Below are 25,364 nucleotides of genomic sequence, written 5' to 3'. Positions count from 1 at the left end.
TGAAACCTGATCAGCCTGACACTCCGCGCCAGCAGGTTTAGGGCCGCTTCGCGCCCCAGCGGGAGCAAGCTCCCTCGCCACAAAAGCACTATGTAGCCGGGACAGGTAATAGCTCAACGGTCCTTGGCTTCTTTCGCATCCATTTCCGCATTGCGCTCGGCAACACGCTTGCGCTGTTCGTCCGTGAGTTCGACTTTGTTGGCCGTGTCGCGCAGCATCATCAGGCCTCCCACGATCGAGCCGATTGCGACAATCAGAATCAACCAGGCATACCAGGGCATAGGGCTCTCCTTGAGGGCGCGATGGACAGACGAACGTTTCGCCAATCCATCGCACTTACCACTTATGAGCGTATGTTGTTCGCAGTGGTTCAATACTACGCCCGTTCGGCCGGCTTCACCTCACAGCCCGGTCAGCATCGCATCGGCGGGAGCATCCGCACGCAGTTGTGCGGTGAGGACGAAGTAGACAAAGCCCACCGCCATGAAGCCAAGGAAGATCAACCCGATCAACGCGTTGAACCAGGCCATCGCCACCAGGCACACCACCGCCAGCACCAAGGCGATCCCCGGCACGATCGGGTAACCCGGTGCGCGGAAAGTACGTTCCAGGTTGGGTTCGGTTTTGCGCAGCTTGAACAGGCTGAGCATGCTCATGATGTACATGACGATGGCACCGAACACGGCCATGGTGATCATCGCGGCGGTGAGGGTCATGCCGCCGAGGTTGATCAGGCCGTCGCTGTAGATTGCGGCAATGCCGATCAGTCCGCCGGCGATGATGGCCCGGTGCGGGGTCTGAAAACGTGACAGTTTGGCCAGGGAGGCGGGCAGGTAGCCGGCGCGGGCCAGGGCGAAGAACTGCCGTGAGTAGCCGAGGATGATGCCGTGGAAACTCGCCACCAGCCCGAACAGGCCGATCCACACCAGCATGTGCAGCCAGCCGGAGCTTTCGCCGACCACGGTTTTCATGGCTTGGGGCAGGGGATCGTTGATGTTCGACAGGGTACGCCAATCGCCGACGCCGCCGGCCATGAACATGACGCCCATGGCCAGGAACACCAGGGTCAGGATGCCGCTGATATAAGCCTTGGGAATCGTGCGTTTCGGGTCCTTGGCTTCTTCGGCGGCCATGGCCGCGCCTTCGATGGCCAGGAAGAACCAGATGGCGAAAGGAATCGCGGCGAACATGCCAGCGATGGCCGGTGCGCCGAACACATCGGAGCCGGCCCAGCCGTTGAGGGCGAAGCTGCTGAAACTGAACGCCGGGGCCACGACGCCCATGAACACCAGCAGTTCGGCCACCGCCAGTACGCAGACAACCAACTCGAACGTCGCGGCCAGTTTGACCCCGAGGATGTTCAGGCCCATGAACACGATATAAGCGCCGACCGCTGCGTGTTTAGGGTCCAGCGCTGGGAATTGCACGTTCAGGTAGGCGCCGATGGCCAGGGCAATCGCCGGCGGGGCGAAGACGAATTCGATCAGTGTTGCCAGCCCGGCAATCAATCCGCCTTTCTCGCCGAAGGCGCGACGGCTGTAGGCAAACGGCCCGCCGGCATGGGGAATGGCGGTGGTCAGTTCGGTGAAACTGAAAATGAAGCAGGTGTACATGGCCGCCACCATGAAGGACGTCACCAAAAAGCCCAGTGTCCCGGCCACGCCCCAGCCGTAGCTCCAGCCGAAATACTCGCCGGAAATCACCAGGCCGACGGCAATGCCCCATAAATGCAGGGTGCCCAGGGTGGGTTTGAGTTGTGTGTTCATCGGTGGCTCCCCTCGATCCATAGCAAAAGCGCTAGGGAGGACTGTGCAGCGGGCGTGCCAGGCTGGCGGGGGCGGTCGTAACGGGTGGAATCGTGTCGTATCGGGGATGTTCGCTGCTTTATGTGCCCCTGTTGTGCGCCAGTTGAGGGCGTTGGCGCTGATGATGCCGCCTTCGCGAGCAAGCCCGCTCCCACACTGGACTTGCGGTGAACAGTCGACTTCATGCACACCACAAATCCTTGTGGGAGCGGGCTTGCTCGCGAAGAGGCCCTCCCGATCACCGCCATAACAACGCGATAAATACATTCTTTACAGATTCTTTATCCCCCAATCCCGCTCTCGATCTCGCTCCTTTACAGCCTCCCTGCAGACAATCACTCCCCACACGGCACGACGCCGTACCACGGAGAAATCCCATGAGTGTTCTGGACGGGGTGTCGCTGCTGCTGGCAGTGGCGCTGTTCATTTATCTGCTGGTTGCGCTGTTGCGCGCCGATCGGAACTAGGAGCGGTTATGCACGGTTATGACTTCGGGCTGATCCTCCCCTTTTTCGCCCTGGTGCTGGTTCCGGCACCGTTTCTGGGGCGTTTTTACTACCGGGTGATGGAAGGCCAGCGCACGTGGCTTTCGCCGATTCTCAGCCCGGTGGAGCGCGGTTGCTATCGCCTGGCCGGTGTCGACGCCACCGTTGAGCAGAGCTGGCAGAAATACACCCTGGCCTTGCTCGCGTTCAACCTGGCGGGTTTTGTCTTGCTGCTTGCGATTCTGCTGCTGCAGGGGTATTTGCCCCTCAATACCGAGCAACTGCCCGGCATGGAGTGGACCCAGGCCTTCAACACGGCCGTGAGCTTCATGACCAACACCAACTGGCAGTCCTACAGCGGTGAAGCGTCCCTGAGCTACTTGAGCCAGATGGTCGGCCTGACCGTGCAGAACTTTGTCAGCGCGGCCACCGGCTTGGCTGTGCTGGTGGCGCTGTGTCGCGGCATCGGGCGCAAGTCCGCCACGACGCTGGGTAACTTCTGGGTCGACATGACCCGCGCCACCCTCTACGGGCTGTTGCCGCTGTGCCTGCTGCTGGCGTTATTCCTGGTCTGGCAGGGCGTGCCGCAGACCTTCGCCCACTATGTGCATGGGCTCACGCTGCAGGGTGCCGACCAGGTCATCCCGCTAGGGCCGGCCGCCAGCCAGATCGCCATCAAGCAACTGGGTACCAACGGCGGCGGTTTCTTCGGCGTCAACTCGGCGCACCCCTTCGAAAACCCGACGGCCTGGAGCAACCTGTTCGAAGTCGCTTCGATCATCCTGATTCCCGCCGCGCTGGTGTTCACCTTCGGTCATTACGTCAAGGACTTGCGCCAGAGCCGCGCGATCATCGCCTGCATGTTGGCGCTGTTCCTGATCGGCGGCGCCACGTCACTGTGGGCCGAATACCAGCCCAACCCGGCCCTGGACAACCCGGCCGTCGAACAAACCGCACCGCTGGAAGGCAAGGAAACCCGCTTCGGCACCACCGCCACCGTGCTGTGGTCGGTGACCACCACGGCTGCGTCCAACGGCTCGGTCAATGGCATGCACGACAGCCTCAACCCGATCAGTGGCATGGTGTCGCTGGTGAACATGATGGTCGGCGAGGTGATCTTCGGCGGCGTCGGGGCCGGGCTCTACGGGATGCTGTTGAACGTGCTGATCGCGGTGTTCCTGGCCGGCTTGATGATCGGTCGCACCCCGGAATACCTGGGCAAGAAGCTGGGCGCCCGAGAGGTGCAACTGTTGGTCGCAACGCTGCTGGTGATGCCCGTCAGCGTGCTGGTGCTGGGTGCTGTCGCCGCCAGCCTGCCCGGGCCGGCCGCGGCGGTAAGCAACCCTGGCGCCCATGGTTTCAGCCAGTTGTTGTACGCCTACACCTCGGCGGGGGCGAACAACGGTTCGGCATTCGCCGGGTTCGGTGCCAATACACCCTTCCACAACCTGATGCTGGGCCTGGGCATGCTGATCGGTCGGTTCGGCTACATCCTGCCGGTGCTGGCGTTGGCCGGCAGCCTGGCCTTGAAGAAGACCGCGCCGATTGGCCAGAACAGCTTTCCCACCCACGGCCCGCTGTTCGTGACCCTGTTGACCGTGACCATCCTGCTGGTCGGCGGCTTGACCTTCCTGCCGACCCTGGCGCTGGGGCCGATTGCCGAGCACCTGAGCATGGGCTTCTGAGGACTTGATGATGAATATGCCAATGAGCAAAACCATCGCCGCCAAGGCGCCGGAGCAACCCAAGACTCACCTGTCGGCCCTCTGGCGCCCGGCGTTGTTGCAAGCCTTCGTCAAGCTCGATCCTCGCCAGTTGCACCGTGCACCGGTGATGCTGGTGGTGGAGCTGACCGCGATCCTCACCACCGTGTTGTGCTTCATTCCTGACAGCGCCGTGCCGACCTTCGTCGCCGCGCAAATTGCGCTGTGGTTGTGGTTCACGGTGCTGTTCGCCAACTTCGCCGAAGCCTTGGCCGAAGGGCGGGGCAAGGCCCGGGCCGACAGCTTGAAGGCCGGCAGCGAAGGCCTCAATGCCCGTCGCCAGACCGCCAGCGGTTTTGAAATCATCCCCGCCACCCGTCTGCGCAAAGGCGATGTGGTGCGCGTCGAGGCCGGCGACATGATCCCCGGCGACGGTGAAGTGATCGAAGGCATCGCCGCGGTCAATGAGGCGGCGATCACTGGCGAATCGGCGCCGGTCATCCGCGAATCCGGCGGCGATCGCTCGGCCGTCACCGGCAATACGCGACTGGTCTCCGACTGGCTGCTAATACGCATCACCAGCAATCCTGGTGAGTCCACCCTGGACCGCATGATCGCTTTGGTGGAAGGTGCCAAGCGCCAGAAAACGCCGAACGAGGTGGCGCTGGACATCCTGTTGATCGGCCTGACGCTGATCTTCCTGCTAGTGGTGGTGACGCTGCAGCCGTTCGCCCATTTCGCCAACGCCAGCCTGCCGCTGGTGTTTCTGGTGGCCCTGCTGGTCACCTTGATTCCCACCACCATCGGGGGGTTGCTGTCGGCCATCGGCATCGCCGGGATGGACCGCTTGGTGCGCCTGAACGTGATCGCCAAATCCGGCCGCGCGGTCGAGGCGGCGGGGGACGTGCATGTGTTGATGCTGGACAAGACCGGCACCATCACCTTTGGCAATCGTCGCTGCACGGCGGTCTATGCCGCCCCCGGTGTGAGCGCCAAGGAACTGGCCGAAGGCGCGCTGTTCGCCTCGTTGGCCGATGACACGGCCGAGGGCAAGTCCATCGTCGAGTACCTGCGCGGTTTGCAACCACAGCCCGAGCCTGGCATCGAAGCGCTGACGGCTGTGCCGTTCAGTGCTGAAACCCGTTTGTCCGGGGTCGACTATCAAGGCCGCATCTACCGCAAGGGCGCCGTGGATTCCTTGCTGGATTTCATCGGCCTTGCACGCAATGAGTTGCCGTCGGCACTGGCGCGGGAGGTCGACAAGATCGCCCAGAGTGGCGGCACGCCGCTGCTGGTGTGTGTGGACGGCCGGTTGCTGGGTGCCATCCACCTCAAAGACGTGGTCAAACCGGGCATCCGCGAGCGTTTCGCCGAGTTGCGCAAGCTGGGGATCCGCACGGTGATGGTCACCGGCGATAATCCGCTGACTGCCGCGGCGATTGCCGCCGAGGCGGGTGTCGATGATGTGTTGGCGGAGGCCACGCCGGAGAAGAAATTGGCGCGTATCCGTCACGAGCAAAATGACGGTCGGCTGGTGGCCATGTGTGGCGACGGCGCCAACGACGCCCCGGCGCTGGCCCAGGCCGATGTCGGCATGGCGATGAACGACGGCACCCAGGCCGCGCGGGAGGCGGCCAACATGGTCGATCTCGACAGCGACCCGACCAAACTGCTGGACGTGGTGCAGATCGGCAAGGAGTTGCTGGTGACCCGTGGGGCGCTGACCACTTTTTCCATCGCCAATGACATCGCCAAATACTTTGCCATTTTGCCGGCACTGTTCGCCTCGATTTATCCACAGCTCGGCGTGTTGAACGTGATGCACCTGAGCAGCCCGCAGAGCGCGATTTTGTCGGCGATTGTCTTCAACGCCTTGATCATCGTCGTGCTCATCCCCCTGGCCCTGCGCGGCGTGCGCGTGCAAGCGGCAAGCGCGGCGGCGTTGTTGCGGCGCAATCTGTTGATCTATGGCCTGGGCGGGATCGTGGTGCCGTTCGTGGGGATCAAGGCGATCGATATGTTGCTGACGGCGTTGGGGCTGGTTTGAGCCTGATGCTTGGTTGTTGTGACAGGAGAAGCTTTTGTGGCGAGGGAGCTTGCTCCCGCTGGGCTGCGAAGCAGCCCCAAAGAAGCTGAACGCAATCTATCTGCCACACCGCGTCGCAGGTCTTCGGGGCTGCTGCGCAGCCCAGCGGGAGCAAGCTCCCTCGCCACAAACAGGTATGCCTGCAAATCAGCTATTTTCTTATTCGAGGGTTTTGAGATGTCCACTCTGATTCGCCCGGCCTTGAGCCTGTTATTACTGATGAGCCTGATCACCGGTGTCGCTTACCCGCTGGTGGTCACCGGCGTGGCGCAAGTCGCGTTCCCCGCCCAGGCCAACGGCAGCCTGATCGTCGACGCCGCCGGCAAGGTCCGAGGCTCTACGCTGATCGCCCAGGATTTCACCGGTGATGCCTGGTTTCATCCACGGCCATCGGCCGGTGCCTTCGCCACGGTCGCTAGCGGCGCCAGCAACTTTTCCCCGAGCAATCCGGCCCTGGCCACACGGGTGATCGATGCCGCCGGCAAGCTCCAGGTGCCCGGTCAGGGCCCGGTGCCGCTGGCGCTGTTGACCACCTCCGCCAGCGGGCTGGATCCGCACTTGCCTCCGGCGGCGATTGCCTATCAACTGGCGCGTGTCGCCGCGGCGCGCAACCTGCCGATCTCGACGTTGCAGCAACTGCTCGACGTCAACATCCAGCAACCCTTGGTGGGCCCGCCTGTGGTGAATGTGCTGGCGCTGAACCTGGCCCTGGAAAAACTGTAAAACCTGTGGGAGCAAAGCCTGTGGGAGCAAAGCTTGCTCGCGATGAACGATAACGCGGTCCATCCGTTGAACTGTGTCGCCTTGATCGCGAGCAAGCTTTGCTCCCACAGGTCCAGTTCCCATTAGCTTTGCTCCCACAGGTCCGGCTCCCCACAGGGTGTTTGATCAATATTTGAAAGAGATTTCCACGCCATGAGCGACTCCGGCCGCGCCGACGCACTGTTAGCCAATCTGCCCCGCAACGACCGTGGTCGACTCAAGGTCTTCCTGGGCGCGGCCCCGGGTGTGGGCAAGACCTACGCCATGCTGCAAGCGGCTCACAGCCAATTGCGCCAAGGCGTGAAAGTCATCGCCGGGGTGGTGGAGACCCACGGTCGCAGTGAAACCGAAGCGCTGCTCGGCGGCCTGGTGCAGCAGCCGTTGCTGCGCTCGGAATATCGCGGTGTGATGCTCGAGGAAATGGACCTCGACGGTCTGCTCGCCGCCCGGCCAACCTTGGTCCTGGTGGACGAACTGGCCCACAGCAACGCCCCCGGCAGCCGCCATGCCAAACGCTGGCAGGACATCCAGGAACTGCTCGCGGCGGGCATCGACGTCTACACCACGGTCAATGTCCAGCATCTGGAAAGCCTCAACGACCAAGTGCGAGGCATCACCGGTGTGCAGGTGCGCGAAACCTTGCCGGACTGGGTCCTGCAGGAAGCCGATGAACTGCTGCTGATTGACCTGCCGCCGCGTGAGCTGCTGGAGCGCCTGCGCGATGGCAAGGTCTACGTGCCGGAACAGGCCAGGGCGGCGATCGATGCGTTTTTTTCCCAGACCAACCTGACCGCTTTGCGTGAGCTGGCGATGCAGACCGCCGCCGCCCAGGTCGACAATGACTTGGCCCAGGGCTACAGACAACTGGGCCAGGCCGCGCCAGCGGTGCGCGGACGCTTGCTGGTGGGCGTGGACGGTGACGTGCAGGCGGAACGCCTGGTGCGCCACGCCAGCCGCGTTGCCCAGCGTCGGCATCTGCCGTGGAGCCTGGTGCATGTGGACAACGGCAGTGCCCGTGACGAAGCCTCGCGCCAACGCTTGCAGAATGCCCAGCAACTGGCCGAGCGCCTCGGTGGCGAAGTGGTGCTGCTGCGGGCCGGCGAAGTGGCCAGGACGCTGATCCAGCATGCCAGCGAACGGCGCGCCACGCTGGTGCTGGTGGGCCAGTCCCGGCCACGTCTGCGCCGACGCTTGTTTGGCGGCGGCCTCGCTTCCCGTTTGCTGCGCGATGCCCGGGGGCTGGAGATCAACGTGTTGGACAGCGATGAGCAACCGCGTCCTGCCCGGGTGCGTTCCGGTGCCGTCCAGACCGGGTTCGATTATGTGCTGGCGTTGCTGGCGACCGCGGCGGCCAGCGCATTGGCCTGGGGTATCTCGGGGTTGTTGGCATTGCCCAATATTTCCCTGTTGTTCCTGATGGCGGTGTTGCTGGTGGCGGTGCGCAGTAGTCTCGGCCCGGCGCTGGCCTGCGCGGCGCTGTCGTTCCTGGCTTATGACTTCCTGTTCATCCCGCCGAACTTTTCCCTGACCATCCAGCGCGAAGAAGACGTGCTGACGCTGGTGTTTTTCCTGCTCATGGCGGCCCTGACCGGCAATCTTGCCGCGCGCCAGCGTCGCCAGTTGCAGGCCTTGCGCGATACCCAACAGGAAACCGGCGAGCTGCTCGACCTGTCCCGCAAACTCACGGCCGCCACCGACCGCCAGGCGGTGATCAGCGCCGCCGTGCAGCACTTCAACGATTGGCATGACTTGCAACTGTGCTTGCTCAACCGCGACGGCCAGGGCGGTTGGAAAATCGAAAGCGGTGAATCGTTGACCTTCACCGAGGCCGAGCGCGCGGCGGCCGACTGGTCGTGGCAGCACGATCAACCGGCGGGCGCCGGCACCGGCACCTTGCCTTCTGGACGTTGGTGGTGGTGGCCGTTGTCGGCCGAAGGCGGGCCGTTGGCGTTGCTGGGCGTATGCCCGAAAGAAGGCAAGCCGTTGAGTGGCCAGCGCCGCCGTTTGCTGGCGGCCCTCAGTCAACCCTTGGCCCAGGCGCTGGCGCGGGCGCAACTGGCCCAGGACCTGGAGGCGGCGCGTCTGCATGGTGAAACCGAACAACTGCGCAGCGCCTTGCTGGCTTCAGTGTCCCACGACCTGCGCACGCCGCTGACCGCCATGCGCGGCAGCATCGACAGCTTGCTGGCGCTGGGGGAGGCGATCCCGCTGGCCGATCGTCGCGACTTGCTCGAAGGCACCCGCGATGAAGCCGAGCGACTGGATCGCTACATCCAGAACCTGTTGGACATGACCCGTCTCGGCCACGGCGCCCTGAAGCTGGCGCGGGACTGGGTGGCGCCGGCCGATATCGTCGGCAGCGCGCTGAACCGCCTGCGGGCGGTGCTGGCGCCCCTGGCGCTCAGTGTCGAGGTGCCTGTTGAATTGCCCTTGTTGCATGTCCATGCGGCATTGATCGAACAGGCGCTGGTGAACGTGCTGGAGAACGCGGCGCGCTTCTCGCCGGCCCACGGACGCCTGTTGCTGAGCGCCGGGGCGACCGACAGCGAGGTGTTTTTTGCCGTGGCCGATGAAGGGCCCGGGATTCCTGAAGAGGAACGGGAGAAAATCTTCGACATGTTCTATACCGCCGCCCGTGGTGATCGTGGCGGGCAGGGCACGGGGTTGGGGTTGGCGATCTGTCAGGGTATGGTCGGCGCCCACGGCGGGCGGATCAGTGTGGCCGAAGGTCTCGACGGACGCGGCACCTGCATCACGCTGCACCTGCCGTTGCAGGCGCAACCAGGCATGGACGATGAAGCTTGAGCCCGGCTGAGATACTCTTTTGCTACCAGCAGCTTGCGACCTGCTAGCCTTTCCATTTGATTGCAATGAACGAGCCCCATGAGCCAGACCGCGACCCTTTTGGTCATCGATGACGAACCGCAGATCCGCAAATTCCTGCGCATCAGCCTGAGCTCCCAAGGCTACAAGGTGCTGGAAGCCGGCACCGGCGCCGAAGGGCTGGCCCAAGCTGCGCTGAACAAACCCGACTTACTGGTGCTCGACCTGGGCCTGCCGGACATGGACGGCCAGGAGGTGTTGCGCGAGTTTCGCCAATGGTCGACGGTGCCGGTGCTGGTGCTCTCGGTGCGGGCCAGCGAAGCGCAAAAAGTCGAGGCGCTGGACAACGGCGCCAACGATTACGTGACCAAGCCGTTCGGCATCCAGGAGTTCCTCGCCCGTATTCGCGCCCTGTTGCGCCAGGCCCCGGCTGGCGAGCCGCAGGAAGCGGCGCTGAAGTTCGGACCGCTGACGGTGGACCTGGCCTATCGACGGGTGCTGCTGGACGACGCCGAAGTGGCCTTGACCCGCAAGGAGTACGCCGTCCTGGCGCAACTGGCGCGGCATCCGGGGCGGGTCATCACCCAGCAACAATTGCTCAAGGACATCTGGGGCCCGACCCACACCGAAGACAGTCACTACCTGCGGATCGTGGTCGGTCACTTGCGCCAGAAGTTGGCCGACGACCCGACCCGGCCGCGGTTCATCGTGACCGAGGCGGGGGTGGGGTATCGGTTGTTGGGGGAGGGTGCTGTTTAACAACAAGGTCAAGCCAAGCGCTGTTGTGGCCACAGGAGGCCTGTGATCACATTCAGTTCTGCTCACGCTCATACCGATCCAGGGTATCGCTGGCAATCTCCCGCCCCAGGGCGATCAATTCCGGCGCCTTGTAGAACTCGAAAAACCGGCACACCCGCTTAGGCACGTTGATCAGCACATCTGGCGGGTAACCGGCGATCTTGTACTGGGCCAGGGAGGTCTGCATCACTTCGAAACTCTGGTTGATCAAGTCCAGCAACGAGGCTGGGCCGACGTTATCGATGATGAATGAACCGGTGGCGGATTTCGGCGCGCCTTCATTCTCCGGCGCGGCAGCCGGTTGTTGGCCTTCGGGCTCGGCCGAGTCGATCCATGGGTTGATGTCGGCCGCCTCGGCCGCCTCGGCCTTCAAGGCTTCCTGCTCCAGCAGCAACAGTTGTTCGGCCTGCTTGCGGCGAAACGGCAGGCGCGAACCCAGTGAGCTGACCAGGGTATCGAAGCGGCGCCGGAACGCGGCGGGGCGCGGAATCACCGGTAATCGATACTGTTTCTGGTTGGTGGCGTTGAGGTTGACGGCGATGATCAGGTCGCAGTGGCTCGACACCACCGGCACGATCGGCAACGGATTGAGCAGACCACCGTCCACCAACATGCGGTTGCCTTGCATCACGGGCGTGAACAGGCTGGGAATCGCCGCCGAGGCGCGCATTGCCTGGTGCAGGCAACCTTCCTGGAACCAGATTTCCTGCTGGTTGGTCAGGTCGGTGGCCACGGCGGTGTAGGGAATGCGCAGGTCCTCGATATTGATGTCGCCGACGATCTTGTGGATCTGCCCGAACACTTTTTCACCGCGAATCGCCCCCAGGCGAAAGCTGACGTCCACCAGCCGCAGGACATCCAGGTAGTCGAGGCTTTCGATCCAGTCGCGGTAATCCTTGAGCTTGCCCGCGGCATAGATCCCGCCGACGACAGCGCCCATGGAACAACCGGCGATGCAGGCAATGTCGTAGCCACGCCGTTCGATTTCTTCGATCACCCCGATATGGGCATAGCCCCGGGCCCCACCCGAACCCAATACCAATGCGACACGTTTTGTCATGACCCGGCCTCTTGTCGAACAGACTTCAACAATGCACTCATCGACGGCTCGGCTCAATCATTGTGGCGCACGCGTCGTTATTTGATACGCCAGCGCGGCATTTGCGTATTCTTCCCCACACTGGAATTTACCCGGTCGGGCCTTGGCACTTTTTGCCGGTGCGACCGTCTTACCAGCACGACTGTTTTTCTGACTTGAGGTGTAATCGATGAAAGCCCGGATCTGCTTGCCCCTGGTGGCATCCCTGATGGTTCTGGCCCTGGCTGGTTGCGCAGGCAAAACCGCTTACCGTGACAGCTGTGGCAGCCAACTCGACAGCGCCTGGCGTGAACTGGATCTGGCCAAGGCCGAAGGTTTTGCCGGCACCGTCAGCTACTCCAAGGCCTTGTCTTTGCTGACCGGCGCCAAGACCCAGCAGCAATTCGAAGCGTTCGAAGGCTGCGCCAAGAAAGCCGAGAAGGCGCGTTTCTACATCCGCGAATCCCGCGCGGGAAGGTGATAAAGGCAGCTGCAAGCTTTAAGCTTCAAGCTGCAAGAGGGCGCTACACGTCGCTCCTCACTTGCAGCTTGAAGCTTGCTACTTGAAGCTGCGTACGGAGTACGCCCCATGATCGATCGGCTGGTGGCCCGCATATTGGGCCTGGAAGTCCGGCTGCTGGCCTGTCAGGCCCGCTTGAATGCCCACACCGACAGCGAAGCCCTGCATGACCTGCGCACCACGGTACGCCGTTTGCGCAGCTTATTGCGTCCGCTGCGTGGATTGCCCGGCGTCGAACAACTGGAGACGGCGGCTTCGGCGGTCGGCACCCTGACCACCCCCCTGCGCGACCGCGAAGTATTGGCTGCGTACCTTGAGCAACATGGCCAGGCCGAGGCGGCGCGGCAACGCCAGGTGCAAATGGCCGATGCCTATCCCGCCGTGGCCGCCAGTGTCGAACTGGCCCAGTTGTTGATGATCCTCGATGCCTTCCCGCGCTTCATTCGCGCCGCCCAGCGTGAGGGGTTGCTGAAGGGCTTGCGCAAACGCATCGAAAAGCGCCTGGACAAGCAATGGAAGAAACTCGACGAAGCCCTGCGCGATCCGGCCCATGACCGTCACCGGTTGCGCCTGTTGATCAAGCGCGTGCGCTACGCCATCGAAGCTTATCCTGAACTCGACCGCCTGCCCGAAGCCGCCATGCCCCGGCTCAAGTCCGCCCAAGGCGCGCTGGGCGACTGGCACGATTGCTGGCAATGGCTGGCCAGGGCCAAGGAAGAAACCGATCTGCACGCTTGCGTGCCGACCTGGCACGCCACGATGGAAAAGGCCGAGGCCAAGTCCGACAAGGTGCTCGACAAGTTGATTGCCAGTTGCTTCGAATAATCCTGAACCCTGTACATGCCTCTGTGGGAGCGGGCTTGCTCGCGAAGGCGATAGATCAGTTCATACAGTTGTGACTGACCCACCGCCTTCGCGAGCAAGCCCGCTCCCACAGTTGATTGGGGGTGAATTCAAAAATGGCGGCTTTTCTGTCAGTCTCTTTGGCCGGAATGAGCCCTGTGCCGCCCGTCCGGGCTGGTTAAGATGCCTTCATCCTTTTCCCCTGTTTTCGAGGTCGTCATGCGCTTTTCCGAGTTGATCGATGCCGTGCGCCGGCAGCCAGGCGCGGTGACCATCGCGCCAGAATGGGGCCAGGGTCGGGCCAGTTTTGGCGGGTTGGTGGCGGCGCTGCAATATGAGGCGATGCGTGCCCGAGTGCCGGCCGATCGCCCGGTGCGTTCGCTGGCGATCACCTTCGTCGGCCCGGTCGAGCCCGACGTGCCGGTGAGTTTTGAAGTCGATGTGTTGCGTGAAGGCAAGGCGGTGAGCCAGGTGTTGGGGCGGGCGGTGCAGAACGGCCAGGTGGTGACCGTGGTGCAAGGCAGCTTTGGCGCCTCGCGCTCGTCCGTGGTGGCGGTGCAGGCCGACCCCGCGCCGGATTTCAAAAGCGTGGAGCAATGCCAGGAACTGCCTTACGTCAAGGGCATGACCCCGGAATTCATGCGGCACCTGGCGATGCGTTGGAGCGTCGGCGGCTTGCCGTTCAGCGGCAATAAATCCCGGAGCATGGGCGGCTGGGTGCGCTTGCGCGGTGATGTGCAGGAGGAGCCGCTTAACGAAAGCCATATCCTGGCCTTGGTGGACGCCTGGCCGCCGGCGTTGTTGCCGCACCTCTCGCAAATGGCCCCCGGCAGTACGCTCACCTGGACCATCGAGTTCGTCCAGCCGTTGCTGGAGCTCACGACGCTGGACTGGTGCAAATACCTGGCCGAGATCGAGCATGCCCAGGACGGCTACGGCCATGTCGCCGCGAAGTTCTGGAGCGCCGATGGTCGCTTGATCGCCCTGAGCCGGCAGACCGTAACGATCTTTGGTTAAAGGTTTCTTCGGTTAAGGCTTGCGGTTGTGACGGTGGCGATCGCGCCAGGCGCGCCACCAGCCACCGCTGAGGAAGAACCGCGGAAACGTCAGGAACTGCTCCACCAATAGGCGTGAGACTGCATCCTTGCGGTCGCTGAACGGTTCGGAGGTCTGGGTCTCCAGGCTGTGGCCGTGGCGCTGCAAGCCCAACGCCGCGAGGAGGCCGATGACACCGATGGCGACATCGCCCAGGCTCAAGCTGAACACCCCCGACACAATCAGCAGAAACGCGATGATGAACAGCGGCACGGCAATCAGGTGCAACACCAGGTTGGTGGGGTGGCGATGATTGCCGGGGTAGGCGCGCCATTGCCAGGCCGGAAGGTTGGGGTGACGTTTGCCCATGATGCTATTCCTTGAACGAAACCGAATAACCCAAGGATAGGTCCGGGCGGGCGGTGCGGCGAATGGCGGTTGGCTATCGAAGCGATAGGTGGCCATACAGTTTTGCTGTTGTGGCAAGGGACTTATTTGTTTTGTAAGGGCTGTGGGAGCAAGGTTTGCCCGCGATGGGCGCGATACGGTCTTTGGTGAACCGAGGTGCCCCCATCGCGGGCAAGCCTTGCTCCCACAGAGGGCATTCCCTCAATACAGGGGAGTTGGGCAAGCCAGTTTCTACAGTTTCAGCTGCCCGATCGCCTTGCTCAACTCCCCCGCCAACGTTGCCAGTTCGTCACTGGTGGTGGCTGAATCCACGGTCTGGCGCACGGTATTTTCGGTCACGTCGCGAATGCTCACCACCGCCCGGTTCATTTCTTCGGCGACGTGGCTTTGCTGCTCGGCCGCAACGGCAATCTGGGTATTGCTCTCGCGCATCTGCGCCACCGCTGCGGTGATCTGCGCCAACGCATCGCCGGCCTCGCGGGCCTGTTGTACGCAGTCGTCGGCCTTGAGCGAACTCTCCTGCATGAAGTCCACCGCGTCCCGGGTTCCGGCTTGCAGGGCCGAGACCATGGTGGTGATTTCGTCCGTGGACGTCTGGACTCGCTTGGCCAGATTGCGCACCTCGTCGGCCACTACGGCAAACCCCCTGCCCATTTCCCCAGCCCGCGCTGCTTCGATGGCCGCGTTCAGGGCCAGCAGATTGGTTTGTTCGGCGATGCTGTGGATCACATTGACCACGCCGTTGATCTTCTGGCTGTCTTCGGCCAGGCGTTGGATCATCTCGGCGGTCTGCTGCACGCCCGAAGACAACCCGGTGATCGACTGCTGCACCCGGCCGACCACTTCGTGGCCATTGCCGGCCAGGGTGTCGGCGGTTTTCGACAGGTCGCGGGTGGCGCCGGCGTGCTGGGCGATGTGATAAACCGTGGCGGACATTTCGTTGATCGCCGTAGCCGCCTGATCGGTTTCGCTTTGCTGGCCGAGCATGCCGTGGCGTACCTCGTTCATGCTCGACGCCAGGCGCGCCGCACCACTGTCCAACTGCCGGGCGGTGCTGGCAACGGTGTCGACCACCCGTTGATAGCCGGCTTGCATGGCATTGAATGCCGCCGCCATCTGGCCCACTTCATCCTTGCAGGCCAGGGGCACGCGGGCGGACAAGTCGCCGGTTTTTTCCACGTGCAGCATCACATCCTTGAGCGTATTGAGCTGGCTGAGCAAAAAGCGGATCAACAGTTGCGACGCGCCCAACATCGCCAGCATCAACACGAACACCGCCACGGCGTATTGGCTGAAGCGTTCACCGAACACTTGGCTCAGGCTTGCACCATGGGCCAATACCGCGAGTTGCTGGCCGTCACCTCGACGGATCACCTGGGCACCCAGCAGCGGATTGTCGCCCAACAGCGGCCCGGCATCGAATTCGACCCAGCCCTCGGCCTGCACCAGCGAAGGCAACGGTTGCTCATTGAACACCGGGATCTGCCCGCGCTGGAATGCCAAAAGGTTGTTGGCTTTGGGCACGGGTTGTCCAGTAGGCCAGGCGTCGAGCACCTGTGCCTGGACCCGGGCGTTCGCCTGGGCCGCGTGGTTGCGGGCTTGCTGTTCGAGGTGCACGGCGTAGAGCACCAGCAGCAACGTGGTGATAAAGGCGACTGCATTGACCGCCCAGAATTTGTATTTCAACGAGATATTGCTAAGCCAGGCACCCATGGAAGGTTTTCTCTGATAGCGGAAACAGCATTGGCAAGGTGCCATTATTGTGCCGCTACTCAGGAGGCTGGGTTTTGATGTGGGTCAACGGACAGCTGAGGTGCCGGGGATTTTGATATGGACTAACAGACAACCGGATCTCTTGTGGGAGCGGGCTTGCTCGCGAATGCGGTAGATCAGCAAATACAGTAGTGACTGATCCAACGCATTCGCGAGCAAGCCCGCTCCCACAGGGGAATGCGGGTTCATTCGGAAAGAGTGGGCAAACCAAAAAACGCCCGGGCGCAGGCGGTGCTGTGGTCGGCCAGGTCTTCCTGGGTTTCACCCCTGTGCAAGGCCACTTCGCGCAGGACCTCCGTCAGGTAGGCCGGCTCGTTGCGCCCGTTCTTGGGTTTGGGCCGCAGCGTACGGGGCAGCAAGTAGGGCGCGTCGCTTTCAAGCATCATCCGACCGCGGGGTATTTCACGCACTAATGGGTGCAGGTGCGTGCCCCGGCGTTCGTCGCAAATCCAGCCCGTGATGCCGATGTGCAGGTCCAGGTCGAGGTAGCTGAACAGCGCCTTTTTTTCACCGGTGAAGCAATGCACCACGGCCGCCGGCAACTGATCGCGAAAATCCCGGAGGATGTCCAGCAAGCGCTGGTCGGCGTCGCGCTCATGGAGGAAGACCGGCAGTTGCAACTGGACTGCCAGGGCGAGGTGCTCCTCCAAGACTTTTTCCTGCTGGGGCCGAGGAGAGAAGTCCCGGTTGAAATCCAGTCCGCATTCGCCCACCGCACGCACGCGGCTGTGCATCAGCAGGTCCTTGAGGTGCCGGGCGCTGTCGGCGGTCCACTCGCTGGCGCTGTGGGGGTGAATGCCAGCGGTGGAAAACAGCCGCTGCCCGGTGTCGTCGAGCTGTTGGCACAGTTCCAGGGCCTGTTCGCTGCCCTCGAGGCTGGTGCCGGTCAGAACCAATTGGCAGACCCCGGATTCATAGGCGCGCTCAAGTACCGCCTGGTGTTTGTCGGCGAAACTGGGGTTGGTCAGGTTGACGCCGATATCGATGAGTTGCATGGTGCTACCTCGGCCCAAAGGCCGGAAAGCATATCAGAGCTGTAGATTTATAAGAAAAACCAAGAACTACAACGAGTTGAGGCTGTCTGTTAAGGCCGCGAGACACATTGGGTTGGTATAAAGGCCATCGCTGTGCCAGTCTTCCGCACTTTTTCGGCGTCTCAGACGCTCTGTTTCCGTCGACTCAGCCTCGTTTTTCAAGGGAGGCGGTCGGCGGTATTCCTTCCGGAGAGTGGATGACACGTCCCCAGGCGTTGCTACTGTTGTGTTGTTCGCTGCTGTTGCCGATGCCGGCCGAAGCGCGGCTGCCTGGCCCAGTGCAGGCGGTGGCGCCAGGCACGGTGCGCGACTTGGCGCAAATCCGTAGCAGCCGAGTGTTGAAGGTGCTGGTCAATCAGAGTCGCAACAGCTCCGGTGAAGTCCAGGGCCAACCCATTGGCGTCGAATACCACCGGCTGCGCGCTTTCGAGCAATACCTCAATGGCCACGCCCTGGATGGCCAGGAAATCACTCTCAAGATCATCCCCAAGGCCAAGGACCAACTGCTCGGTGCCTTGCAGCGTGGGGAGGGCGACCTCGTCGCGCCGGGTGAGTTGCTTGAGCCCCAGGCCGGCCATGCCGTCAGTGCCAGCAATCCGATCCGTACCGACGTGCCTTTGCTGCTGGTGGGCATCAAGGGTGAGAAGCGCTACACGCGCGTGGAGCAACTGTCCGGCAAGACCCTGGCCCTGCCCAACGGCAGCGCGGCGGGGGACGCCGTGAGCCAGATCAACCAGAAGCTGGCGCTGCTCAAGCTGCCGCCGGTGAAGATCGAATGGGTCGATCCCTCCCTGGCAGTGGAGGATGTCCTGGAGATGGTTCAGGGTGGGATTTTCCATTTGACCATCGTAGAGCAGCCCATCGCCGAGCGCTGGGGCAGGATCCTGCCCAAGCTGCGCTTCGACCGTCAGGTGCTGATTGGCGAGCCGGGTGACGAATACTGGTTCGTTCGCCGTGACGCCGCCATGCTGCGGGCGAGCATCGACCGATTCCTGGTGACCTACAAGGTGCCCTCTAATCAAGACGCGGCATTCCTGCGTATCTATCGGCGTTTGTACCAAGTCCATTATCCGCTGGCCCGGGCCAATCGCCAGCGTCTGGAAAAGCTGCGCCCGGTGCTGCAAAAACATGCCGATGCCCAGGGCATGGACTGGCTCAACCTGGCGGCCCTGGCCTTCAAGGAATCCGCCCTGCAACCCAACGCCCGCAGCGGCTCAGGCCCCACCGGCCTGATGCAGATCACCCCGGCGGCGGCCCAGCGCGTCGGGGTCGATAACATCCAGAACCTGGACGCCAATGTGCAAGCCGGCGCCAAGTACCTGGCCCTCATCCGCCGCAAGTTCTTCGCCAGCCCCAAGCTCAACGAGCGCGAACGCATGGCCTTTGTCCTGGCGGCCTACAACATGGGCCCCGAGCGTGTCCAAGGTATGCGCGCCGAGGCTCGGCGACGGGGACTGAACCCCAACCAATGGTTTTTCCAAGTCGAGCGCATTGCCATGGAGCAGGTGGGAATGGGCGCCGTCAGCTATGTTAATAGTGTGAATAAGTACTACCTGGCGTTTGATCGTGAACGGGAGTCTTTGGAGCCGAAGGAGCAAAAGGTTGCATTGCGCAAATGATCGAATAAATTGATTGGTATCACGGATTTTTCCGCCTTTAACATGAGTTTTATTGATTAATATAGCGACCAACTCCCCACTACCCAAGGAATGACCTTATGAGCACGTTCATCAACAAAGTCCTGTTCACCCGCGCCGGCTACGGCTTGACTGTGCTGCGCATCGTCGTCGGCGTCATCTTTGCTGCCCACGGTTCGCAGAAACTCTTCGGTCTGTTCGGTGGCTACGGCCTGGCAGGCACGGCGCAGTGGATGGAAAGCATCGGCCTGACCCCGGGCTATGTGATGGCGACACTGGCGGGCGGCACGGAGTTTTTTGCCGGCCTGGCGTTGATCATCGGTCTGCTGGCCCGTCCTGCGGCGTTGGGCCTGGCGTTTGTGTCGCTGGTGGCGATTTTCTCGGTGCACATTGGTAACGGCTTGTTCATGGCCAACAACGGTTATGAGTTTGCCCTGGCGTTGCTGGGGGGCAGTATCGCCGTGTTGATCGAAGGGGCGGGCAAGTTGTCGGTCGATCGTGCCGTTGCGGGTTGATTGCTCGATTTGAATTCGAGGCCCGTCTTGTACGTAATGCTGTTCACTTAGGAAAAACGGCGCTCCTTCCAGAAATGGGAAGCGCCGTTTTTTTGCGGCTTTTTGGAAAAATCTACTCGTCTTTTCCTGGATGGATCGTGTGTATATCCGTTGCTGCGGTAACGACGGCTTAGGGTTTCGCCCTTACGGCGGGTCACTGTTGAGAAGCGTGTAGCGTTTTTCCTGTGGGAGCGAGCCTGCTCGCGAAGGCGGTGGCTCAGCCACATAGATGCCGGCATGTGCCCCGTTCTTGCTCTTGCTCTTGCTCTTGCTCTTGCTCTTGCTCTTGCTTTGGATCTTGATCTTGATCTTGATCTGGACGCCCCGTTAAACCACGCTGGCCGAACGCAGGCATTGCGCAGTGGGCACCTCGGCATGGATGCCGAGGTAGCCGCGCTGGGCCATGGATGGCCCTTCGCGGCGGCCCACGGAGCAATGCCGGAGTGAGGGCATGCCGAGCCTAAGCGAGGCACCGAGTGGTGGGGCAAAGCGTTTTTGGTTACTTTTGGCGCTTTTCCAAAAGTGACCCGCTGTAAGAGCGGAACCATAAGTAGCCGTTGCCGCAGAAACGGATATACACACCAAACCACGCCCCTCTGAACAGATAATCAGAACACAGCATTACCGTCTTGCACGGGTCTTTTTTATGGGAAGTGATTCTTGACACTGACCAGTCAGCTTCTCTAGGATGCCGCTCATGCGCCGATTTAAACAGCTACTTGCGGGGCGCCAGGTGACTCATCCAGTCGCCGACAGAAGCCGGAAAACACGGCTTCGAAATACCGCTAAAGCGCTGGTTCGGTGTTGCCTCTCACCTGCCATGCAGACTTTTGAGGCAGAGACACGACACGATGAACGCACCCAGTCCCCTTGTACGTCTTGCGCCGATCACGGCGAACCTAGTGCAGCGCAACCCGAAAATCCTCCTGGGCGGCACCCACCAGCCAACACTCTTGCGTTACCTTGACGGCTGGCCACGTCGCAACCACGGGCCTGCTGCTTTCCTGATCCAATTCGTCGAAGACGGTGAATCACTGGCACGTTTTGCCAATGATAGCTTCGACCTGGCTGTCATCCAGTCCCCCAGCACGGCGGACGCTCCCGAAATGATCCGGCAACTGACCCGTGTTGCACGGCAGGGCCTGATCATTCGCCGCTGAGGCGAGGATTACGGATATTACGGATACGCGATGTCGACGATGTAGACCCGCTTCTCACCTGTGGGCGTCTGGACGCTGACCTCCGCGTCCAAGGCCTTGCCGATCAGTGCCCTGGCCAACGGCGAGTCAATGCTGATCAGGTTCTGTTTCAGATCCAGCTCGTCCGGGCCAACAATGCGATAGCGTGATTCCTTGCCGTCCTCATCTTCGACCGTGACCCAGGCGCCGAAATAAACCTTGTTTGGATCGCTGGGTTTTTCACTGACCACCTTGAGCGCCTCGAGGCGCTTGGTGAGGAAGCGCACGCGACTGTCGATTTCCCGCAGCATTTTCTTGCCGTAGGTGTATTCGGCATTTTCCGAGCGATCGCCCTGGGCCGCTGCCTCGCTGACCGCCTGGGTCACCTGGGGACGGCGCACATGCCACAGCTCATGGAATTCGGCGCGCATCCGCGCTTCACCCTCGGGGGTGATCAGCGCGGTGCCGGCGGTGCGGGGTGGGCGATAACGGCTCATGGCAACTTCTTGTGATAGCGAAGCCGGGAGTCTATCAACCCTCGCGCAATACTGTCAGCGGGCTGGCGTTGAGCGCCCGACGGGTACCAAACACCCCGGCCGCGCCGATCAACAAGGCCCCCAACAGCGGCAATACCAATAGCCATGGATGCGGGTGCCAGGGCAGGTCGAAGGCGTACCGGTAAAGCACCAGGCTCACCAGCTCCGAGCCCAGGGCCGCCAATAGGCCGCTGACCGCCCCCAACAGGCCGAATTCGATGCGTCGGGCCTTGACCAGCAGAGGGCGTTCGGCGCCCAGTGCGCGCAACAGCGCGCCTTGGCGAATCCGCTCGTCGAGGGTGGCCTGCAGGCCGGAAAACAGCACCGCCATCCCCGCCGCCAGTACAAACAACAGCACGTACTCCACGGCCAGGGTCACCTGGGCCAGGATGCTGCGCAGTTGTTCGAGCAGGGCTTCGACTTGCAGGATCGTCACCGCCGGGAAGGCCCGGGACAGGTCGACGATTTGTTGGTCGTGACCCGCCGCCAGGTAGAAGCTGGTGAGGTAGGTCGCCGGCAGGTCCTTCAATGTGCCGGGCTGGAAGATCATGAAGAAGTTGGGCTGGAAATTGTCCCAGTTGATTTCCCGCAAGCTGGTGACCTTCGCCTCACGGTTGACGCCGCCCACGCTGAAGACCAGGCGATCGCCCAGCTTGATCTTGAGGTTTTCGGCGACTTTGCCTTCCACCGAAACCCCCGGGACATCGTCCGGTGGCTGCTGCGGCCACCAGGTCCCGGCGGTGACGACGTTGCCCGCCGGCAGGTCCGCGGCCCAGGTCAGGCTCAGGTCGCGTTGCAGTGCCCGGTCACCCGCCGAATCCTTGGTGACGAACTCCGTGGCCGGTTCGCCATTGATGCTGATCAGGCGCCCGGGTACCACGGGGTAGAGCGGGGCTGATTGCGCGGACAATTCCAGCAGCTTGTCGGTGAAGGCCTGCTTGTCGTTGGGCAGGATGTTGAGGGCGAAATAGTTCGGCGCATTCTTGGGCAACTGGTTTTGCCAGGTGTCCAGCAACTCGCCGCGCAGCAGCGCGATCAACGCCATGGACAACAGGATCAGGCCGAACGCCAGGGCCTGGCCGGCCGCCGCCAGGGGATGACGCAGCAATTGGCCGAGGCCCAGCCGCCAGGGCAGGGCGGCGCGGGCCAGCAGGCGACGCAGGCTCTGGAGCAACAGCAACAAGAGGCCGCCGAGCACCAGCGCGGCAACGACACCACCGCCCAACAGGGCGAAAGTCAGCACCAGGTCCAGGCTCAGGCGCCACATGATCAGGCCCAGGGCGCCCAGTGCGGCACCGTAGATCACCCAGGAGCTGGAGGGGATTGGCAGCATGTCCCGGCGCAGCACACGCAACGGCGGCACTCGCCCCAGCGCAGCCAGTGGCGGCAAGGCGAACCCCGCCAACGCCACCAGCCCGGTGCCGATTCCGGCGATCGCCGGCAGCAGGCCGCCGGGCGGAACGGTGGTAGGCAGCAGGTCATGCAGCAGGGCGAACAGGCCCAATTGGGCGACCCAGCCGAGCAGTGCGCCGCTGATGCTGGCGAGCAGGCCCAGCACCGTCAATTGCAGGCTGAACAGCACCATGGTTTCCCGGCGGGACAGGCCCAGGCAGCGCAGCAGCGCGCTGGCGTCGAAGCGTCGGGTGGCGAAGCGGTTGGCCGAAAGCGCGACGGCCACACCGGACAGCAGCACCGCCACCAGGCTGGCCATGTTCAGGTAGCGCTCGGCCTTGCCCAGGGCGCCGCCGATCTGGCGGTTGCCGTCGCGGGCATCCTGCAGGCGCTGGTTGGGTTCAAGGCCAGGCTTGACCAGGTCGCGGTAGGTTTGCAGGGCCGGTGCCGGGCCGCGCCACAGGTCGCGATAGCTGACACGGCTGCCCGGTTGCACCACGCCGGTGGCCTCCAGGTCCTTGAGGTTGATCAGTACCCGCGGGGTGAGGCTGTAGAAGTTGCCGGCGCGATCCGGTTCATAGGTCAGCACCCGGGCCAGGCGCAGGGTCTGGTTGCCGACGTCGATGCTGTCGCCGATCTTCAGGTCCAGTGCCGTCAGCAGCCGTGCCTCGACCCAGGCCTCGCCAGGGTTCGGACGTCCGCCGGTTTCTTCCGGGGCGAACGGGGCAGGGGTGCTTTTCAGCTCGCCGCGCAAGGGGTAGCGGTCATCGGCCGCCTTGACGCTGGACAGCTGGATGCCATTGTCGGTGGCCACGACACTGGAGAACTCCACCACCCGGGCATGTTCCAGGCCCAATTCGGTGCCGCTGCGGATTTGCTCCGGGCGGGCCGGCGAGCTGCCTTCGAGCAGCAGGTCGGCGCCGAGGAATTCGGTAGCGCGCATCATCATCGCGCCGTTGAGGCGGGCACCGAAGTAGCCGATGGCGGTGCTCGCCGCCACCGCCACCAACAGGGCGAAGAACAACACCCGCAACTCACCGGCGCGGGCATCGCGAAGCAATTGACGGACAGCGAGGCTGAACAGGCGCAACAGCGGCAGACGTGCCATCAAGGCTCCAGAGGGGCGACCATCTCGCCGGCTTCAAGTCGGATCAGGCGCCGGCAGCGATGGGCCAGGCGTTCATCATGGGTGACCAGCACCAGGGTCGTACCGCGTTCCTTGTTCAGTTCGAACAGCAGGTCGCTGATGCGCTCGCCAGTGTGGCTGTCGAGGTTGCCGGTGGGTTCGTCGGCAAACAGCACGTCGGGCTCGGCGGCAAAGGCGCGGGCAATCGCCACCCGTTGCTGTTCACCACCGGAGAGCTGGCGCGGCGAATGGGTCAGGCGCTGGCCCAGGCCGACGCGCTGCAACAGTTGCGTGGCGCGTTCGCGGGCATCCTTGCGGCCGTCCAGCTCCAGCGGCAACATGACGTTTTCCAGTGCATTGAGGCTGTCGAGCAACTGGAATGACTGGAAGACGAAACCGACATGCTCGGCGCGGATCCGCGCCCGCTGGTCTTCATCCAGCGCGCTGAGGGCCTGCCCGGCGAGCGTGACCTCGCCGCTGCTGGGCAGGTCGAGGCCGGCCAGCAGGCCCAGGAGGGTGGATTTGCCGGAACCGGACGCGCCGACGATGGCCAGGCTGTCGCCCTTGTTCAGTTCCAGGCTGAGTTCATGCAGGATGGTCAGTTCACCTTCCGCGCTGGCGACCACTTTGCTAAGGTCCGTCGCGGTGAGAATGCTTGAGCCCATGGAGAATCCGATGCGTGTGTGGTTTTTGAGTGCCGGCCTGGCCTTGATGTGCATGGTCCAGAACGCAGCGGCGGGTACAGTCCTGATCGTTGGCGATAGTATCAGCGCGGCTTTCGGCCTGGATACCCGGCAGGGGTGGGTGTCGTTGCTCGAACAACGGCTCAAGGCCGAGGGTTTTGACGATAAAGTGGTCAATGCCTCCATCAGCGGCGACACCAGCGCCGGAGGCCAGGCGCGGCTGCCGGCGCTGCTTGCAGCCCATAAACCGGACCTGGTGATCCTGGAGCTGGGCGGCAACGATGGCTTGCGTGGACAACCGCCAACACAATTGCAACAAAACCTTGCAGCGATGATCGACAGCGCCCGCGCCAGCGGTGCGAAGGTACTTTTGCTGGGTATGCAATTGCCGCCCAACTACGGACGGCGCTACACCGATGCCTTCGCTCGGGTCTACAGCACCCTGGCCGAGGAGAAGAAAGTCCCGCTGGTGCCGTTTTTCCTCAAGGACGTCGGTGGCGTTCCGACCATGATGCAGAGTGACGGATTGCACCCGTCCGTCGCGGCCCAGGGCAAGTTGCTGGAAAATGTCTGGCCGACGCTGAAACCGCTGCTTTGACGCTTTTCTACCGGCGGGCTTTCGGCTAATGTGGCGCCCCCGATTTGGAGCCCCCGATGCCGCGTCCCGCCTGGTCCCTGTTTGCCTACCAACTGATCGAGCCTGACGAGCAGTTGGACCTGTTCGCCTGCCAGGAAGTACGGGTGCACCTGGTGACCCGGCAGTTGGAACTCGGTGGCTCGGCCGACCGGACCCTCTGCGGCAGCCTGCTACCGGCCCAGCCGCGCTGGTCGAGCGTCGATCGCAAAATTTTCCAGGATCATCGCCTGTGCTCGCTGTGCCGGGCGATCCTGGAATCCCAGAAGCGCGGCACCTCGCCGATCTGGCCGGAGCTGCGGTTCGAACTTTAATCCCCGAATTCTAGGTATTGCCTTTGTGGGAGCGGGCTTGCTCGCGAAGGCGGCACATTCGACATCAACGCAAGCAGACCCACCGCTTTCGCGAGCAAGCCCGCTCCCACAGGGTTCCATTTCAATTTCCAGACATGCTGCGCATCGGACGCCTCTG

Annotated in this window: 23 protein-coding genes; 14 read left to right on the top strand and 9 right to left on the bottom strand. The window is 62.8% G+C overall.

The window, feature by feature from the left end; genetic code table 11:
• Positions 1 to 113 precede the first annotated feature (113 nt).
• On the bottom strand, positions 114 to 281 hold the full coding sequence (locus M1D99_RS21455) for a DUF2897 family protein (protein WP_003183831.1): 168 nt from the start codon (positions 279 to 281) through the stop codon (positions 114 to 116).
• 120 nt (positions 282 to 401) lie between these two features.
• On the bottom strand, positions 402 to 1,766 hold the full coding sequence (gene eat / locus M1D99_RS21450; RefSeq protein WP_186704738.1) for an ethanolamine permease: 1,365 nt from the start codon (positions 1,764 to 1,766) through the stop codon (positions 402 to 404).
• Positions 1,767 to 2,182: 416 nt separating this feature from the next.
• Here eat and kdpF point away from each other — a divergent pair, with 416 nt between their 5' ends.
• The 6 genes from kdpF (at position 2,183) to M1D99_RS21420 (ending at position 10,423) form a co-directional block, all read left to right on the top strand.
• Positions 2,183 to 2,272 (top strand): K(+)-transporting ATPase subunit F, encoded by a 90-nt coding sequence (gene kdpF, locus M1D99_RS21445; protein WP_003218754.1) that lies wholly within the window; start codon positions 2,183 to 2,185, stop codon positions 2,270 to 2,272.
• An 8-nt stretch (positions 2,273 to 2,280) separates the two neighbouring features.
• Positions 2,281 to 3,975 carry a potassium-transporting ATPase subunit KdpA gene (kdpA, locus tag M1D99_RS21440; protein ID WP_458130744.1) on the top strand — a complete coding sequence of 565 codons (1,695 nt, stop codon included), beginning with the start codon at positions 2,281 to 2,283 and terminating at the stop codon, positions 3,973 to 3,975.
• A 10-nt stretch (positions 3,976 to 3,985) separates the two neighbouring features.
• A complete protein-coding gene (kdpB, locus tag M1D99_RS21435; protein ID WP_458132156.1) occupies positions 3,986 to 6,040 on the top strand; it encodes a potassium-transporting ATPase subunit KdpB in 2,055 nt (684 codons plus the stop codon).
• Between the two features lie 216 nt (positions 6,041 to 6,256).
• Positions 6,257 to 6,802 (top strand): potassium-transporting ATPase subunit KdpC, encoded by a 546-nt coding sequence (kdpC, locus tag M1D99_RS21430; RefSeq protein ID WP_186704741.1) that lies wholly within the window; start codon positions 6,257 to 6,259, stop codon positions 6,800 to 6,802.
• 192 nt (positions 6,803 to 6,994) lie between these two features.
• Positions 6,995 to 9,646: a DUF4118 domain-containing protein gene (locus M1D99_RS21425; RefSeq protein ID WP_458130743.1), complete on the top strand. Its 2,652-nt coding sequence runs from the start codon at positions 6,995 to 6,997 to the stop codon at positions 9,644 to 9,646.
• A gap of 78 nt (positions 9,647 to 9,724) precedes the next feature.
• Positions 9,725 to 10,423, top strand: coding sequence for a response regulator (locus M1D99_RS21420; RefSeq protein ID WP_458130742.1), 699 nt, complete (start codon positions 9,725 to 9,727; stop codon positions 10,421 to 10,423).
• A 52-nt stretch (positions 10,424 to 10,475) separates the two neighbouring features.
• On the opposite strand, the gene M1D99_RS21415 is transcribed toward M1D99_RS21420, so the two are convergent.
• The gene (locus M1D99_RS21415) at positions 10,476 to 11,522 is read right to left on the bottom strand and encodes a patatin-like phospholipase family protein (RefSeq protein ID WP_458130741.1); all 1,047 of its coding nucleotides are present in this window, start codon (positions 11,520 to 11,522) and stop codon (positions 10,476 to 10,478) included.
• A gap of 208 nt (positions 11,523 to 11,730) precedes the next feature.
• Here M1D99_RS21415 and M1D99_RS21410 point away from each other — a divergent pair, with 208 nt between their 5' ends.
• From M1D99_RS21410 to M1D99_RS21400, 3 genes are all read left to right on the top strand, one after another.
• Positions 11,731 to 12,021, top strand: a complete 291-nt coding sequence (locus tag M1D99_RS21410; RefSeq protein ID WP_014337256.1) for a hypothetical protein — start codon at positions 11,731 to 11,733, stop codon at positions 12,019 to 12,021.
• Positions 12,022 to 12,129: 108 nt separating this feature from the next.
• The gene (locus M1D99_RS21405) at positions 12,130 to 12,885 is read left to right on the top strand and encodes a CHAD domain-containing protein (protein WP_458130740.1); all 756 of its coding nucleotides are present in this window, start codon (positions 12,130 to 12,132) and stop codon (positions 12,883 to 12,885) included.
• Between the two features lie 237 nt (positions 12,886 to 13,122).
• A complete protein-coding gene (locus M1D99_RS21400) occupies positions 13,123 to 13,920 on the top strand; it encodes an acyl-CoA thioesterase (RefSeq protein WP_434571566.1) in 798 nt (265 codons plus the stop codon).
• A 12-nt stretch (positions 13,921 to 13,932) separates the two neighbouring features.
• Here the strand turns inward: M1D99_RS21400 and M1D99_RS21395 are convergent, their stop codons facing one another.
• The 3 genes from M1D99_RS21395 to M1D99_RS21385 all read right to left on the bottom strand — a co-directional run bounded on the left by M1D99_RS21395 (position 13,933) and on the right by M1D99_RS21385 (position 17,114).
• Entirely contained in the window at positions 13,933 to 14,307 is a 375-nt protein-coding gene (locus tag M1D99_RS21395; RefSeq protein WP_434571564.1) for a terminase, read from the bottom strand.
• A gap of 270 nt (positions 14,308 to 14,577) precedes the next feature.
• Complete coding sequence (locus tag M1D99_RS21390; RefSeq protein WP_434571562.1) at positions 14,578 to 16,059, bottom strand: methyl-accepting chemotaxis protein; 1,482 nt, start codon at positions 16,057 to 16,059, stop codon at positions 14,578 to 14,580.
• Positions 16,060 to 16,304: 245 nt separating this feature from the next.
• Positions 16,305 to 17,114, bottom strand: coding sequence for a TatD family hydrolase (locus M1D99_RS21385; RefSeq protein WP_186710820.1), 810 nt, complete (start codon positions 17,112 to 17,114; stop codon positions 16,305 to 16,307).
• Positions 17,115 to 17,350: 236 nt separating this feature from the next.
• On the opposite strand from M1D99_RS21385, the gene M1D99_RS21380 reads away from it, so the two are divergent.
• The 3 genes from M1D99_RS21380 (at position 17,351) to M1D99_RS21370 (ending at position 20,504) form a co-directional block, all read left to right on the top strand.
• The gene (locus M1D99_RS21380; RefSeq protein WP_458130739.1) at positions 17,351 to 18,772 is read left to right on the top strand and encodes a transglycosylase SLT domain-containing protein; all 1,422 of its coding nucleotides are present in this window, start codon (positions 17,351 to 17,353) and stop codon (positions 18,770 to 18,772) included.
• Between the two features lie 98 nt (positions 18,773 to 18,870).
• Positions 18,871 to 19,305 carry a DoxX family protein gene (locus M1D99_RS21375; protein ID WP_186710836.1) on the top strand — a complete coding sequence of 145 codons (435 nt, stop codon included), beginning with the start codon at positions 18,871 to 18,873 and terminating at the stop codon, positions 19,303 to 19,305.
• An 890-nt stretch (positions 19,306 to 20,195) separates the two neighbouring features.
• Entirely contained in the window at positions 20,196 to 20,504 is a 309-nt protein-coding gene (locus tag M1D99_RS21370; protein ID WP_458130738.1) for a class I SAM-dependent methyltransferase, read from the top strand.
• Between the two features lie 17 nt (positions 20,505 to 20,521).
• Here the strand turns inward: M1D99_RS21370 and greB are convergent, their stop codons facing one another.
• From greB to M1D99_RS21355, 3 genes are read right to left on the bottom strand one after another with little or no spacing between them, the layout of a single operon-like run.
• Positions 20,522 to 21,019 carry a transcription elongation factor GreB gene (gene greB, locus M1D99_RS21365; protein ID WP_003199337.1) on the bottom strand — a complete coding sequence of 166 codons (498 nt, stop codon included), beginning with the start codon at positions 21,017 to 21,019 and terminating at the stop codon, positions 20,522 to 20,524.
• A gap of 34 nt (positions 21,020 to 21,053) precedes the next feature.
• Positions 21,054 to 23,558 (bottom strand): ABC transporter permease, encoded by a 2,505-nt coding sequence (locus tag M1D99_RS21360; RefSeq protein ID WP_186730962.1) that lies wholly within the window; start codon positions 23,556 to 23,558, stop codon positions 21,054 to 21,056.
• Positions 23,558 to 24,241 carry an ABC transporter ATP-binding protein gene (locus M1D99_RS21355; protein WP_060738553.1) on the bottom strand — a complete coding sequence of 228 codons (684 nt, stop codon included), beginning with the start codon at positions 24,239 to 24,241 and terminating at the stop codon, positions 23,558 to 23,560. Before M1D99_RS21355 ends, M1D99_RS21360 begins: the two co-directional genes overlap by 1 nt.
• A 10-nt stretch (positions 24,242 to 24,251) precedes the next feature.
• On the opposite strand from M1D99_RS21355, the gene M1D99_RS21350 reads away from it, so the two are divergent.
• The gene (locus tag M1D99_RS21350) at positions 24,252 to 24,857 is read left to right on the top strand and encodes an arylesterase (protein WP_186705364.1); all 606 of its coding nucleotides are present in this window, start codon (positions 24,252 to 24,254) and stop codon (positions 24,855 to 24,857) included.
• Positions 24,858 to 24,913: 56 nt separating this feature from the next.
• Positions 24,914 to 25,207, top strand: a complete 294-nt coding sequence (locus tag M1D99_RS21345; RefSeq protein WP_003199347.1) for a hypothetical protein — start codon at positions 24,914 to 24,916, stop codon at positions 25,205 to 25,207.
• Positions 25,208 to 25,364 lie beyond the last annotated feature (157 nt).

It is taken from the genome of Pseudomonas sp. R3-41, from assembly GCF_054161485.1.
Note: the sequence above shows the minus strand (reverse complement) of the source record. Positions and strands in the feature narration are given on the sequence as shown.